The sequence below is a fragment of the Cryobacterium lyxosi genome, assembly GCF_004403345.1.
In the GTDB taxonomy this organism is placed as follows: Bacteria; Actinomycetota; Actinomycetes; order Actinomycetales; family Microbacteriaceae; genus Cryobacterium; species Cryobacterium lyxosi.
On the sequence record NZ_SOGT01000013.1, the window covers coordinates 44,075 to 58,124 of the forward strand.

General features: G+C 66.0%; 9 protein-coding genes. 5 read left to right on the forward strand and 4 right to left on the reverse strand.

Annotation, left to right across the window (positions count from 1 at the left end; translation table 11 throughout):
• Positions 1–42: 42 nt before the first annotated feature.
• Positions 43–894 (forward strand): formate dehydrogenase accessory sulfurtransferase FdhD, encoded by an 852-nt coding sequence (fdhD, locus tag E3T27_RS12325; RefSeq protein ID WP_104195788.1) that lies wholly within the window; start codon positions 43–45, stop codon positions 892–894.
• Positions 895–963: 69 nt separating this feature from the next.
• Here the strand turns inward: fdhD and E3T27_RS12330 are convergent, their stop codons facing one another.
• A complete protein-coding gene (locus E3T27_RS12330) occupies positions 964–3,264 on the reverse strand; it encodes an FdhF/YdeP family oxidoreductase (RefSeq protein ID WP_134573100.1) in 2,301 nt (766 codons plus the stop codon).
• Between the two features lie 208 nt (positions 3,265–3,472).
• Here E3T27_RS12330 and E3T27_RS12335 point away from each other — a divergent pair, with 208 nt between their 5' ends.
• The 4 genes from E3T27_RS12335 to E3T27_RS12345 all read left to right on the forward strand — a co-directional run bounded on the left by E3T27_RS12335 (position 3,473) and on the right by E3T27_RS12345 (position 8,964).
• Positions 3,473–4,867, forward strand: coding sequence for an OFA family MFS transporter (locus tag E3T27_RS12335; protein ID WP_104195823.1), 1,395 nt, complete (start codon positions 3,473–3,475; stop codon positions 4,865–4,867).
• Complete coding sequence (locus E3T27_RS17375; protein ID WP_420898066.1) at positions 4,864–4,965, forward strand: MFS transporter small subunit; 102 nt, start codon at positions 4,864–4,866, stop codon at positions 4,963–4,965. The genes E3T27_RS12335 and E3T27_RS17375 overlap by 4 nt, the downstream gene beginning before the upstream one ends.
• 301 nt (positions 4,966–5,266) lie before the next feature.
• Positions 5,267–7,630 carry a glycosyltransferase gene (locus tag E3T27_RS12340; RefSeq protein ID WP_134573102.1) on the forward strand — a complete coding sequence of 788 codons (2,364 nt, stop codon included), beginning with the start codon at positions 5,267–5,269 and terminating at the stop codon, positions 7,628–7,630.
• Entirely contained in the window at positions 7,627–8,964 is a 1,338-nt protein-coding gene (locus tag E3T27_RS12345; RefSeq protein ID WP_134573103.1) for a nucleotide disphospho-sugar-binding domain-containing protein, read from the forward strand. The genes E3T27_RS12340 and E3T27_RS12345 overlap by 4 nt, the downstream gene beginning before the upstream one ends.
• A gap of 12 nt (positions 8,965–8,976) precedes the next feature.
• Here E3T27_RS12345 and E3T27_RS12350 read toward each other — a convergent pair whose 3' ends face one another.
• The 3 genes from E3T27_RS12350 to E3T27_RS12360 form a co-directional block, all read right to left on the reverse strand.
• A complete protein-coding gene (locus E3T27_RS12350) occupies positions 8,977–9,654 on the reverse strand; it encodes a nucleotidyltransferase family protein (RefSeq protein ID WP_241992239.1) in 678 nt (225 codons plus the stop codon).
• Positions 9,655–9,693: 39 nt separating this feature from the next.
• Positions 9,694–11,106 carry an amidohydrolase family protein gene (locus E3T27_RS12355; RefSeq protein WP_134573107.1) on the reverse strand — a complete coding sequence of 471 codons (1,413 nt, stop codon included), beginning with the start codon at positions 11,104–11,106 and terminating at the stop codon, positions 9,694–9,696.
• Between the two features lie 127 nt (positions 11,107–11,233).
• Positions 11,234–14,050, reverse strand: coding sequence for a molybdopterin-dependent oxidoreductase (locus E3T27_RS12360; protein ID WP_134573148.1), 2,817 nt, complete (start codon positions 14,048–14,050; stop codon positions 11,234–11,236).

A 14,050-nucleotide genomic window follows, 5' to 3' on the forward strand; every position in this document is an offset into this window, starting at 1 on the left:
CGCTGGAGTGCGGTAACAGCACCAGCGTGGGAGACTTTAAGAATGAGCAGAATTACCGCGCGACGCAAAATTACCCGAATCACCGTCGGTGCCCAGCCTCTGGCTGGCGAAGACCTGTTGGCGGTTGAAGAACCCCTGGAAATTCGAGTGAACGGCCGCCGCCTCGCCGTCACGATGCGCACCCCGGGCAACGATATCGACCTTGCGGCTGGGTTTCTGGTCTCGGAGGGCGTCATCACACGGGGTGACGATTTCAATTCTGCCCGCTACTGCGCCGGGGCGATCGACGGAGTCAACACCTATAACGTGCTCGACGTCACCCTGGGTGCCGGCGTCGCGCCACCGGCACCCAGCCTGGAGCGCTCCCTCATCACCAACAGCTCCTGTGGCCTGTGCGGCAAGGAGAGCATCGATGCCGTGCGCACCAAATCAGTCTTCGAGATAGCGGATGACGCGGTGCACGTGACTGCCGAATCGCTCACGACTTTTCCTGACAAGCTGCGCGCCGGGCAGAACGTATTCGAGAAGACCGGTGGCATCCACGCTGCCGGACTGTTCGATGCCGCCACCGGCGAACTCCTGGTGCTGCGCGAAGATGTCGGCCGGCACAACGCCGTCGACAAGGTCATCGGCTGGGCAGTCAAGGAGAACAGGCTGCCGCTGACCGGCACGGTTCTCATGGTGTCGAGCAGGGCGAGCTTCGAACTCACCCAGAAAGCCCTGATGGCGGGCATTCCGGTGCTCGCGGCAGTCTCGGCGCCGTCGTCACTCGCCGCGGAGTTCGCCGCCGAGGTCGGCATGACCCTGGTCGGTTTTCTCCGCGGCAACTCCATGGTCGTCTACGCCGGCGGCGACCGGATCATCGACGCACAGCGTGACGAGCAGGCCGCCTGACCCCGGCTAGGCGGTGACGACGGCCTGATCATCGACGCACAGCGTGACGAGCAGGCCGCCTGACCCAGGCTAGGCGGCGGCCCCGGCTAGAACGAAGCGCACGGTCATGGCCTTGTAACCGGGGGTGTTCGATTCACGGGCCACGAGCTCGCGGTGCATGAGCGCGTTCGCCTCCGGGAAGTACGCTGCCGCGCAGCCGCGCGGTGTCGGATAGACCACGAGGCGGAACGTGTCGGCTCGGCGCTCAACGCCCTGGAAGGTGCTGATCACGTCGACCATATCGCGGTCGGCGAAGCCCAGCTCGGTGACGTCGTCTTCGTGGATGAGGATGACGCGACGACCGTTCTTGATGCCGCGGTAGCGGTCGTCAAGCCCGTAGAACGTGGTGTTGTACTGGTCGTGGCTGCGGATGGTCTGCAAGATCAAGTGGCCCTCTGGCGCCGACAAATACTCGATCGGGCTCACCGAGAACCGGGCCAGACCAATGTCGGTGGCAAAGCTGCGTGTATCGCGCGGGGGGTTGGGCAGCACGAAGCCGTTCTTGGTCTTGAGCCGAACGTTGAAATCGACGAAGCCGGGCACGACGCGGGAGATGTGGTCACGAACGACGTCGTAGTCATCCGCCATGGCCTTCCAGTCAACCGGGTGGTCGTCGCCGAGCGTGGCGTGGGCCATGCGGGCAATGATCACCGGTTCGGCGAGCAGGTGCTCCGACACCGGCTCGAGGCGTCCCTGGGTGGTGCGAACGACCGACATCGAGTCTTCCACCGAGAGCACCTGGCGGCCAGACGGATGCTTGTCATCGGTATCCGTTCGGCCGAGCGTCGGCAGGATGAGCGAGGTCAAACCGTGCACGACGTGCGAGCGGTTCGGCTTGGTGGAGACGTGCACGGTGAGACCGACGCGCTGCATGGCTTTCTCCAGCAGGTCGGTATCGGAGCAGGCCAGGGCGAAGTTGCCGCCCATGGAGACGAACACGTCGACGCGGTCATGCACGAAGGCATCCACCGTGTCGACGGAGTCGAGGCCATGCTCCCGCGGGGATACGATGCCGAACTCGGCGTCGAGGGCGGCGAGCATGGGCTCCTTCGGCTTCTCCCACACACCCATGGTGCGGTCGCCCTGCACGTTGGAGTGGCCGCGCACCGGGCACGCGCCGGCGCCAGGCTTGCCGAAGTTGCCCTGCAGGAGCAGCAGGTTGATGATTTCCTTGAGGGTGTTCACCGAGTGTGGCTGCTGGGTCAGTCCGAGCGCCCAGCAGATGATGGTGGCTTTGCTCGCGATGAGCAGCTGCGCCACGGTCTCGATTGCGGCACGGTCCAGGCCGGTGGCCTTCTTCGTCTCGTCCCAGTCGATCACCGATCGGGCTGCCCGATAGGCCTCGATTCCGTCGGTGTTCGCGGCAACGAACTCATGATCGATGACCGACCCTGGCACGCGCGCTTCTTCTTCGAGCAGCAGGTGGCCGAGCGCCTGGAACAGGGCCAGATCGCCCCCGACCTTGATCTGCAGAAACTCATCAGCCAGGTTGGTGCCCTTGCCGACGACGCCCTTCGGGGTCTGCGGGTCCATGAAGTTGAACAGTCCGGCTTCGGGCAGCGGGTTGACGGCCACAATCTTGCCGCCGTTGTCCTTGCATTCGGCCAAAGCCGACAGCATGCGCGGGTGGTTGGTGCCCGGGTTCTGGCCGACCACCAAAATGAGTTCAGCCCGGTGGATGTCTTCGAGCGAGACCGTACCCTTGCCGATACCGATCGTGGGGTTCAGCGCTGAGCCCGACGACTCGTGGCACATATTGGAGCAGTCCGGCAGGTTATTGGTGCCGATGGACCGTGCGAACAATTGGTACATGAACGCCGACTCGTTGGCGGTGCGGCCGGACGTGTAGAAGACGGTGCGGTCGGGCACGGTGGCGCGAATCTGCTCACCAATGAGCTCGAATGCATCATCCCAGGAGATCTGCGAGTAGTGCGTGTCGCCCGGGCGAATGACGACGGGGTGCGTAATGCGGCCCTGGTTTCCGAGCCAATACTCCGTTTTCGTAGCCAGCTCGGCGATGGAATGCTCTGCCCAGAACTCGGGCGTCACCGTGCGCAGCGTGCTCTCTTCAGCGACGGCCTTCGCGCCGTTTTCGCAGAACTCCGCGGTCTTGCGATGTCCCTGAGATTCCGGCCACGCGCATCCGGGGCAGTCGGTGCCGTCGCGCTGATTCAGGCGCAGCAGTGACCGCGCGGTGCGCATGACACCAGCCTGGGCGATACCTCGATCGAGCGCCACCACTACGGCTCCGACACCCGCCGCGTGGGTCTTGGGGGCGGTGACAACGAGATTATCTTCGTTGATGTCTTCGATGGGAGCTGAACGTGTCATATACCTATCCTGCCTTGCCGCAAAGGGGAATTCCCCCGAAATATGAAATGGGTATGAATTTGGGGACGAAATTTGCACGGTGAATCGTCTAGGATAATCTCCGCAGACTATTCAATCTATCCGTTTGCGGAGTACGTCCACGGCCATCGTGGACAGCCGAAACGCACAGCAGAGTCGCTATCGCCATACCGGCAGCAAGGACATCTCCATGAGCTGGCTCGACCGAGACCGCACCATCGCCCCACCTGGATTCAACCGTTGGCTGATTCCGCCCGCCGCACTGGCCGTACACCTCTGTATCGGCCAGGCCTACGCCACGAGTGTGTACAAGACGGCACTCGTGGCGCACTTCGACGCCAGCCTGGTGCAGGTCGGGGTGATCTTCTCGATCGCTATCGTGATGCTCGGCCTGTCGGCGGCCATCATGGGTACCTGGGTAGACACCAACGGGCCGCGCAAGGCCATGTTCGTCGCGGCTCTGTTCTGGTCGGGCGGATTCCTCATCGGTTCGCTCGGAATCTTTTCGAACCAGCTGTGGCTGGTCTACGTCGGCTACGGCTTCATCGGCGGCATCGGGCTCGGCATCGGCTACATATCGCCCGTTTCGACGCTCATCAAGTGGTTCCCGGACCGCCCGGGACTCGCCACCGGCATGGCCATCATGGGCTTTGGAGGCGGCGCCCTCATCGCCAGCCCGGTGTCGACGGCGCTACTCGGCATCTATGACCCCAACTCCGGGGCAGCGAACTGGGTGGCGAGCGGCGATTCCGTGGGCAAGCTTTTTCTCACCCTCGCGGTGATCTATCTCGCCTACATGATGTTCGGCGCTTTCACGATCAAGGTCCCAGCTGCTGATTGGGTACCGGCCGGATTCGATGCGTCCAAGGTACGGGTCAAGGCCCTCGTCACGAGCAACCATGTTTCAGCCAAGAACGCCATTCGAACGCGTCAATTCTGGCTACTCTGGGTCGTCTTGTTCTGCAACGTCACGGCCGGTATCGGCATTCTCGAGCAGGCCGCACCGATGATCCAGGACTTCTTCCGGCAGAGCGACGGCAACTCGTTGGTCTCGGCGGCCGTTGCCGGAGGTTTTGTGGGCCTGTTGTCGCTCGCTAACATGGGCGGACGATTCGCCTGGTCGGCTACGTCGGACAAGACCGGACGCAAGAACATCTACATGGTCTACCTCGGCGTTGGCACGGTGTTGTACGTGCTGCTGGCCCTCGTCGGGTCAAGCACGACAGCGCTCTACGTTGTTCTGGCCTTCATCATCATTTCGTTTTACGGTGGCGGTTTCGCTACCGCTCCGGCCTACCTGCGGGACCTGTTCGGAACCTTTCAGGTGGGGGCCATCCATGGCCGGCTGCTGACGGCCTGGTCGGCGGCCGGTATTGCCGGTCCGCTCATCGTGAACTCGTTCCTGGATGCTCAGGGAGCTCCGGGTGCGTTGACGGCAGCGGCCTATCAGCCGGCCCTGCTCACCATGGTCGGGCTGCTCGTTGTCGGTTTTGTGGCGAACCTGTTCGTGCGACCGGTTCACACCGACTTTCACGAACCCGAAAAGCCGCTCGTCGGTGCACAAGCAAAGAAGGCGCACGCATGAAGGTCCTAAAAGTCATCTTGGCCTGGGCGCTGGTGGGAATCCCGCTGGCCTTCGGTATTTCTCAGACACTCGCGAAGGTAACAGCGCTGTTCGGATAAACCCGACATTTGCAGACCTAAACACATAGAGCCACGCCCCACTCACTGGGGCGTGGCTCTTTTTTGCGTATCGAGCGCTCGGCACCGATTAGGGCACTCTGTCAGCCCGGCTGCTCTCATTCATGCAATGATGGCGAGTGGGGAAGTTGCTAGCCTAGCTAGCTAAACCTGATTCGTGCGCTTTCGTGTTCGGGCTCCTCAACATTTCTCGAACCGGAAGTACCGAAATTCACCATGTTCACTCGTGGCAACCCCCAATCGCCACGATTGATCCGCGGAGTTTCACGAAAAGGAGCAGCCGATGGCTACCCACACCGCACTCGACGATCAACGATCCGCCGCAACGCTGCTCGAGGGAATTCGACGCGCCGATGACCTCACCGTGGCAGCCAGCCGCGATGGGGGCGCCCGCGCTGTGCGACTGCTCGCCCAGGCCGCGACCGATTTGAGCGACCAGCTCACCGCTATCGCTGCTGTTCACGCCCTCGCCCAGGTCTTCGACGACTCCGCCGATGAGGTGCTGGTGGCCCTCCTGTACCACGACTCCGCCTTTCTGCGCGAGCATGCCGCCTGGGCCTTTGGCGCCCGGCTGCCGCGCTATGACGCTATCGCCGGCCTGGTCACCCTGGTTCGGCAGGGTGGCTTTTCCGGTATGCTCGCTCAGCGCACCCTGGAACAGTGGGGTTCTTCGGCTGCGGACCAGGTGGCCCTGCTGCTGGAGGGTTCGCTGCTCGGCATCTCCGAAACGGATGCCCGCGCCCGCCTCATCGAGACCATCGGCCTGATTCCCGGCCGCGTTCCCGAACGCCTGCTGCGTCGGGTGGCTACCGACAGCGCCGAGAGCCTGGATGCTCGTACCGCCGCAATTGCCGGCCTCGGCGATCGTTCCCCGAGCGAAGCCGTGCTCGGGTTGCTCAGCGGTCTCACGCAAGACAACGCAGCTTCCGGCGACGAGATCGAACTCGCAGCCGTAGCCCGGCTGGCTCTGTTCGATCTCACGGCGACGAACACGCCGCGGCCGAAATGGAACCGGGGTACCACGATCGCCCAGCTGTTCCTCCACGCCGACATCGACGGTGAACTCTCCACGGTGGGCGTCGGCGACAACGGCGGCATCGCGACCCTGCTGGTACGGCTCGGTGACGCCCTCGTTGCCCGGCCAACCGTCCGGCCGGGCGGCGAAACGCAGAGCGCCGCCGCATCCGCTCTTCGTGCGCCTTTCGTCGGCAGCCGTTTCAGCGCTGGCCGCGCGAAAGAAACGGAATCGGTAGAACGGGTCATCACCATGTCGCGTGGCACGCACGAGTCGGCGCTGAGCGGCCTGGCCAATATCGGGAAGACCCGGCGTGGGCACTCATTCGCGGCGATTCCATTCGTTGGCGGCGCAGTCCCCTCGATCGATGCGTGGCCTCGACGGGTTGCCGCGCAGCGCGGCATTCGGCGCATCCTCCGCTCGGCCGGTGTGGTCGATGCGATTCACCTGCGCATGGCCGACGTCGGCAGCCTCGCCGCTGCAACGGTGGCGCGGGACCTGGACATTCCGGTCGTCTTCACCGTCGCGCCAGACCCGCACGGCGTGATCGACTCCCTCGACGCGAGTGGCGCGCTGACCCGGGCCAACTTCGGCACCGTCGATGCCGTCGAGCACTTCTGGTTTCGGGCTCGCCTCGTGCAGCGGCTCGCGGCGGATGCCGCTCACACCGTGCTGTTTCCGCGACCGCGACTGCAACAAGATATGGAACGCCTGACGGGAATCGACATTGACGCGCACCCGGAACGGCACTCGGTCATTCCCGAGGGAATCGATCTCGCGGTGATCGACCGCTCCCGCACGGATGCTCTCGGGTCTCTCGGACTGACCGGCGGAAGTCTGCTGGTTTCTGCCGATGCGCATACCCGAGCAGCGGCGGAACCCGCGGCGGTGGCCTTCACCCAGCTCGACAACCTGCTCGGGACGCTTCCGACCGCTCGGCGAGGCCTGCCAGTGCTGATCAGCGTCGGTCGGCTGCACCGCGTGAAGGGTATGGCCAGCCTGGTCGAGGCGTGGAACGCTGACGCCGAACTGCGAGCTCGCTGCAACCTGCTGATTGTGGGAGGCGACCTCGAGCATCCGTCGTGTGATGAAGGCATCGAGTTGCGGCGCATGACCCACATCTTGCCCGGCGGCGACCTGGCCGGCGGCGACCTGGCCGGTGGCGCCCTGGCCGATCTGGCTGCCCGGGGCCTGCTGCTGGCCGGTCATCGCCCCAATGACACCGTCGCTCGGTGGCTGGCGGCCGTACGCTACGGCCGCCCGGGCCTGGCGGCACCGTTCGGGGTATACGTCTGCGCGAGTATGAAAGAGGAATTCGGAATCGCTCTACTCGAGGCGATGGCCACCGGACTCACGGTGGTCGCGCCGAATGGAGGCGGACCGGCCACGTACATCGAGCACGGAGTGACGGGCATTCTTGTCGACACCGGTGACGGCGCCGCTCTCGCTCGCTCCATTGCGAAGGCCCTGGACCTCGCTGGCGGCGCGCAGGGTGGCGCCAATGCGGCACGGGCCCGCAGCATGGTCGCGAACAAGTTCACGATCGAAGCAATGGCGTCGGCACTCGGTGAGGTTTACCGCGGCGTCGCCGTGGCGACCGAGCCGGTCGCCTGGGAACTGAGCGTTTCGTGACCCTGCTGATCATCAGCCCGGACTACGCCTCGCACCTATACCCACTCGCAACGCTCGGTGTTGCGTGGGCGCAGGCCGGCGAACGCGTCGTGGTTGCGAGCGGGCCGGCCACGGCCGATATCGTGACCGAGTTCGGGTTCGAACGGGAGCATCTCCAACTGGGCCGCGGCTCCAACCCCGGCACGATCCGGGCCGAGCAGCAGCCCGCTGGCGAAGACGACGCCCTGCGGGGTTTTTTCAACGCGACCCGCCGGGGAATGGTCGACACTTTGCGATTTCAGGCTGAGGCGCGCAGCAGCGATCTGCTCTACAACCCGGTCGTCATCGCGCGCGAGGTGCAGCGCATCGTCGCCCGGGTGCAGCCAGACCAGGTCATCGTCGACCACCTGGCCTTCAGCGCACGGCTGGGCTTACTCAGTGCCGGCGTCGCGCACGCGGATGTCGTACTGGGGCATCCGTCTGCACTGCCCGTGGCCGCCGAGGTCTACGGTTACCCGCCGGCCTGGCCCGCCGTGTTCTCGCCAGCAGCCTCGGAACTGGCCCTGCTCCACGGGCAGTGCGCGGCCGTGCGCGACACCTTCACGGCCCAGTGGAACAACGCCCTGCGCGAGCTCGACCCGCATGCCGAGCCAAGCCGGGACGCCTTTCAGGAATCGGGCGACGTGCTACTGCTCAACTACCCGGGCGAATTGCACGCACCGGCGCGAACGAGGCAGCTGCCGCCCCACGTGTTTCTCGGGTCTGCCGTGCGCTCCGAGTCCGTCGACCCCGAGGTCGAGGCCTGGCTGGCAGCCGATTCGCTGCCCGTTGTCTACGTCAGTTTCGGAAGTTTTCTCTCGGTGCGTGGTGACGTGCTCACCCGCGTCGTCGCCGCCCTCGACGGCCTTCCGGTGCGGGTCGCCATCGCCGCCGGGGCGACCGACCCCACCGAGTTGGGGGCCTTGCCAGCAGACTGGCTGGTGCGCGCGTTCCTGCCGCAGGTGCGCCTGCTGCAACAGGCCGTACTCGCCGTCACCCACGGCGGCAACAATTCGGTCACCGAGGCGATGACGGCCGGAGTTCCGCTCGTCGTGCTGCCGTTCTCGACCGACCAGTTCGCCGGCGCGGCCGCCCTCGATGACGCGGGCTTCGGCATCTCGTTGCCGCCCAATACCGCTACGGTTCTCGAGCTCCGGGCCGCCTGCGAGCGGATGCTGCGCCTGAGCGCTGACTCGAGTGCCGACCCGAGTGGCGCCCCGCGCGCCCGCCTCGACGCACTCGCGCTGTCGTTGACCCGGCAATCTGGGGCCGAGCGGGCCTACGCAGCCCTCACCCGGGTGCCCGCCCGGAGTTAGGTGAGGAACCGGTCAGTTCGGCCGGTCGACGTCGACACCCGTTCCCAGGTCACCGCACTCGATGTGCTCGACCGGGTGCGTGCGCAGGTACGGGCGGGCACCGGTGTCACCGGCGAGGGTATCAAGGAGGGGCGTCCAGTGCTCCCGGCCGATGACGACGGGATGCCCCGGTCGGCCGGAAAACCGGGCCTGGCGCAGAGTGCTGGCCGAGAGAACGGTCGCGCCCGGTGCAGCCGTGGTGCCGAAATTCGTGCCAACCATTCGCTCGACCGTGGCAGCGTTCAGATCGGGCACGTCCACCGGAATGACCGCGATGGCTCTGAGATCGGGGTGTTCGATGGCGCAGCGCAGACCGGCGCGCAGGGACGCGGAGAGCCCTTCGGCCCAGTCGGCGGCCTGCACGATGAGAACGGATGCCGGTGGCCGGTCCCTGCCCCAAGCTGGTGCACTGGAGGGGTCATCGTCGCCAGCGTCGATCAGGGCCGCCGCCTCGGACCCGCAGGCGCCGAGCACGACGATAACGGGGGAGCATCCGGCCTCGGCCAGTACGTCGACGGCGCGTTGCAGCCAGGAGCGCCCGGCGCCGTCGCGCACGAAGGCCTTGGGCATGCCGTAGCGCGAACCGGCACCGGCGGCAAGCACCAGCCCAGCCACGCGGCTGGGCGACGGCGGAAGAAACATGACTGTCATCGTAGAGTTTTTGTGGCGGCCTGCGAAACCAAGCCCGGCCTAATCCACGCTCACGCGGCGACCCCGTACATAGACGCCGGTGATCGCGGGCTCGCGCAGGGCCAGGAGCAGTGCGAACAGGGTCTGTTCGGCCGCCAGCGCGGCGTCGTCGGCGCGCACAGCGTTCTCCAGGACGAGTGCGAGGGGTTCCCAGCAGCCCGGGTCGATCAGCAGGAAGTCCGCATCCTTGCCGAGGTCGAAGTTGCCGAACCGCTCCTCCATGTCGAGGGCGCGCGCCCCGGCAAGGGTGCCGGTGAACAACAGCGCGGCCGGATCGAGTGCCACGCCGGAATCTCCCGGCTCGGACAGGTGTACTTTGTAGCAGTCGTTGAGCACCCGTGAAACGAGCCATTCGTCGCCGCCGCCGACATCCGTTCCGATCGCGACGTTCACTCCGAACTGGGTAGTGCGGCGCCACGGCATGGTGCCCGACCCGAGGAACGCCTGCGAGGTGGGGCAGTGCGCGATCGACGTGCCGGTGTCGGCAAGACGGGCCAGCTCACTGTCCTGGCAGTGCACGGCGTGGGCGAGAATGCTGCGGGGACCAAGCAGGCTGGAGCCGCCGCGAAGCGAGCCCGGCAGGAAGTATCCGTCATAGGTGTCGAGGTAGGTCTTCGTGCCGAACACCGAGCGCACGGCGTCGATCTCCCCGGAGCCTGGCCGATCGTTCTCGTTGAGATGGCTGTGAAAGTACACCCCGCGGCCGCGCACCGAGTCGTAGAGTTCACCCAACCCGGCCAAGGTCGTCGGCGTCACCGACAGGCTGAATCGCGGCACGATCGCGACCTGCAGCAGCGCGGTGCGGGCGTCACCGGTATCAACAGCGTGCCAGCGGTCTATCTCGGCCATGCTGAGCTCGATCGCCGCCTGCTCGCTTGTGATGAGCGCGCGAGCGGAGTCGGTGCCGACGGTCTGGATACCGCGTCCGCTCACCAGCCGCAGGCCGGCCGCTTGCGTTTGTTCGAACAGGGCGTCCTGCGCGGGCGCAAACGCCGACCCGAACACGAGGGCGCTCGTCGTACCGACGGATGCCCGCTGCCGCGTGAAATCGCGCGCCACCTGGCGCGCGAACCCCGGGTCTTCCAGCCGTGACTCGGCCGGGAACACGCACTCATCGAGCCATTCGAGCAGCTGGCCGCCGCCGTAGGCATCCGTGGTGTAGGTCTGCGGAAAATGGATATGGGTGTCGACAAAGCCCGGCAGGATGAATCCGGTTGGGGTCACCGGCAGCTGGGCGAACGCCGTCGGCAGCTGGGCAAACGAGCCGACCCAGACAATGCTTCCATCTTCATCCGTGACGAGGGCGCCATCGGGAATCGAGACGAGGTGTTGGCGAGCCTCACCGACAGTCGGAGCGCCAGCAATGTGAAAGATATGACCGCGAAAAACTTCGTGACCCGCTGATTCGTACATATCTACGTAGAATATCCTCATTCACGGGATGCAGCGGACAATTCCTTCCGTTTCGGCGGCACTCTCCACACCGATGCTGCCGGCCGATGCTGCCGGCCGATGCTGCCGGCCGACGCGCAGCGCCTGCTCAGCCGTGCAACAGCCGCCAGATGCGGTCGCGCGACATCGGCAGCTCGGTCGGGCGGATGCCGATCGCGTCGCGAATCGCATTGGCCAGCGCCGGCGCGACCGGGTTGTAGGTCGATTCGCTCATCGATTTGGCACCGTAGGGCCCGAGCACGTCGTGGCTCTGCGCAAAATAGACCTCCGTGACCGGCAGATCCGCGAGCTGGGGCACGTGGTAATTACGCAGCACCCGAGTCGTCACGGCCCCAGCGCCATCGAGGACAACCTCTTCGAAGAGGGCGGTGCCGAGCGCCTGGGCCACCCCTCCCTCGATCTGTCCGCGACACTGCTCGGGATTCATGACGAAGCCGGCATCCGCGGCCTGGATCGACTGCAGAATGCGCACCTCACCGGTGTCGGTGTTCACCGCCACTCGAAACGCGTGCACGTTGAAGGCCAGGGATCGCAGCGCACCGTTTTCTCGCCGCGTGGCGGTCAGGTCCACGTCGTTGGCTGCGGCCCAGAGCGCCAGGTCGTCAAGCGAGAGAAGCCCGGAGTCTGATTCCACGGCTCGGAGCCCGTCGCGCTCCAGCTGCCAGGCCACCGCTGAGTCAACCCCGGTGCATGACGCCGCGGCCTCGGCGAGCGATTCGGCCAGCGCCGACGCCGCGGCCAGAACGGCCTTGCCGGCAACGACGACACCGGCCGAGCCGAACGCACCCGAGTCGTACCCGGCGGCGTCAGTATCGGAGTGCACCAGATCGATTCGGTCGATCGTCGTGCACAGCGCCGTCGCGGCGATCTGCGCGTGCACGGTCGTGGTGCCGTTGCCGAATTCGCTCGTGCCGACCCGCACCAGGTAACGGCTACCGGGCATCAGCTGAACGGATGCCTGTGAGCGGTGGCCGCGCGGCGGTGTCGTGGCGATCATCGACGACGCCATGCCGGTACCGAACCGCCACTGTGACCCGGCCGGTGGGACGACCCGATTGCCGCGCTTCAGGGCCGCTTCAGCGAGGTCGAGACACTGGTCGAGGCCATAGCTGCCGAAGACGAGGTCGGGGCCTTCTTCGTGGGTGACGACGAGCGGATCTCCGGGTTGCACCGAGTTGAGCCGCCGTAGTTCGAATGGGTCCACAGCAAGTTCGCGGGCCAGCTCGTCGAGGGCGCATTCGATTGCGAAGGTGATCTGGCCGAGACCGTAGCCGCGGAAGGCACCCGACGGAGGATTATTCGTGTAGACGCTCTGGGCATCCACTCTCTTGTTGGGCACGTTGTAGAGCGCGACGGATTCGCTCGTACCGTGAAAAATCACGCCGGGTGCGTGGTTGCCGTAGGCGCCCGTATCGGCGAGCACTCCCAGCTTCAACGCGGTGAGACGGCCGTCCCGCCCTGCTCCGAGAGTGACATCGATCGTCATCGGATGTCGTACCGGGGCGATGGTGAACTCGTCGGTGCGGGTGAACGCGTACTGCACCGGGCGGCCGGTTGCGAGCACGGCGAGGGTGACGAGGTCTTCCGTGAGTAGCTCCTGCTTGCCGCCGAAGCCGCCGCCGACTCGCGCGGTGAAGACGCGCACCCCGGCCGGGTCGAGGTTGAACAGGCGGCAGATCTCCTTCTGCACCAAAAACGGAACCTGCGAGCTCGTGCGCAAGACCAGTCGGCCGTGGTCGAGCCAGCCGATCGTGGCGTGGGTCTCGAGGTGGGTGTGCGCGATGCGCTGGGTCTGCCAGCTGCCCGAGACGACGGTAGTGGCCTCGGCCAGACCGGCTTCGACGGAGCCGTATTCGCCGTGCAGCTCAGCGACGAGGTTGAGCCCGGGATCTGCCAGGCGCGAGACGACCGGATCTTTATCGCCGTGCACGAGGGGAGCCCCCGGTTGTCGGGCCAGCTTCGGATCGAACACGGCGTCCTGGAGGTCGTACTCAACGTCGATCAACCGACAGGCCGCCTCGGCGATCGCCACCGAATCGGCCACGACTGCCGCCACCCGCTGGCCGCGAAAGCGCAGGGTCTGGTCGAAGACCCGGGTGTCGTCGGGGTCGTCGAACCTGCTCTCGTGTCGCGCGGTCGAAAACAGGGTGGTGGGGGAATCGGCATGGGTGAGCACACGGTGCACGCCCGGCAGCGCGGCAGCTTTGGCGACATTCAGAAATCGGATGCGTGCGTGGGCGTGCGGACTACCCAGCACGGCCAGGTGCAGCAGGCCGGGGACGGCCACGTCGAGGGTGTACGGCTCCAGGCCGCTCACCACGCGCTCCCCGGCGATCGCGCCGGGGGAGGTGCCGACCAGGCCGACGGCGCGCGGAGCCCCGGTGCGCCCGGTCGCCCGCACCGGTCCGAGGCTCGACGTCTCGGTGTGCTCGCGCCCCGGCGCGGTGTGGCAGGACCCGTCCAGCGGGGTGTGCTCGCCGACGATCGAATCGGAAATCGAGCGGTAGCCGGTGCACCGGCAGAGATTTCCCTTCAAGAGACGGGGCAGGTCGTCGACGCTCAGACCGGTATCCGCTTCGATGGCGGTGGCGGTGACGATCACGCCCGGGGTGCAGAAGCCGCACTGAAAGCCAGCGGAGTCGACAAAACGTTGTTGCAGGGGCGAGAGGGTGCCCGGCTGGCCGAGGCCGGCCGCCGTCGTGATGTGCTTTCCCGCGGCTCGGTACGCGGGAAAGATGCAGGAGTGCACGGGCGTGCCGTCGACCTGCACCGTGCAGGCACCGCAGTCGCCGGTATCACAGCCCGTCTTCACCTCGAAGTGTTCGTGCTCGCGCAGGAGCGTGCGCAGGCACTGACCGGGAGGCGGCGTCGCCTCGACTTGGGTGCCGTTGACCTCAAAGGTCAT

Excerpts from the sequence above, each read along its gene's own strand:
- fdhD (WP_104195788.1), top strand. The coding sequence starts at position 43 with ATGAGCAGAATTACCGCGCGACGCAAAATTACCCGAATCACCGTCGGT.
- E3T27_RS12330 (WP_134573100.1), bottom strand. The coding sequence starts at position 3,264 with ATGACACGTTCAGCTCCCATCGAAGACATCAACGAAGATAATCTCGTT.
- E3T27_RS12335 (WP_104195823.1), top strand. The coding sequence starts at position 3,473 with ATGAGCTGGCTCGACCGAGACCGCACCATCGCCCCACCTGGATTCAAC.
- E3T27_RS17375 (WP_420898066.1), top strand. The coding sequence starts at position 4,864 with ATGAAGGTCCTAAAAGTCATCTTGGCCTGGGCGCTGGTGGGAATCCCG.
- E3T27_RS12340 (WP_134573102.1), top strand. The coding sequence starts at position 5,267 with ATGGCTACCCACACCGCACTCGACGATCAACGATCCGCCGCAACGCTG.
- E3T27_RS12350 (WP_241992239.1), bottom strand. The coding sequence starts at position 9,654 with ATGACAGTCATGTTTCTTCCGCCGTCGCCCAGCCGCGTGGCTGGGCTG.
- E3T27_RS12355 (WP_134573107.1), bottom strand. The coding sequence starts at position 11,106 with ATGTACGAATCAGCGGGTCACGAAGTTTTTCGCGGTCATATCTTTCAC.
- E3T27_RS12360 (WP_134573148.1), bottom strand. The coding sequence starts at position 14,050 with ATGACCTTTGAGGTCAACGGCACCCAAGTCGAGGCGACGCCGCCTCCC.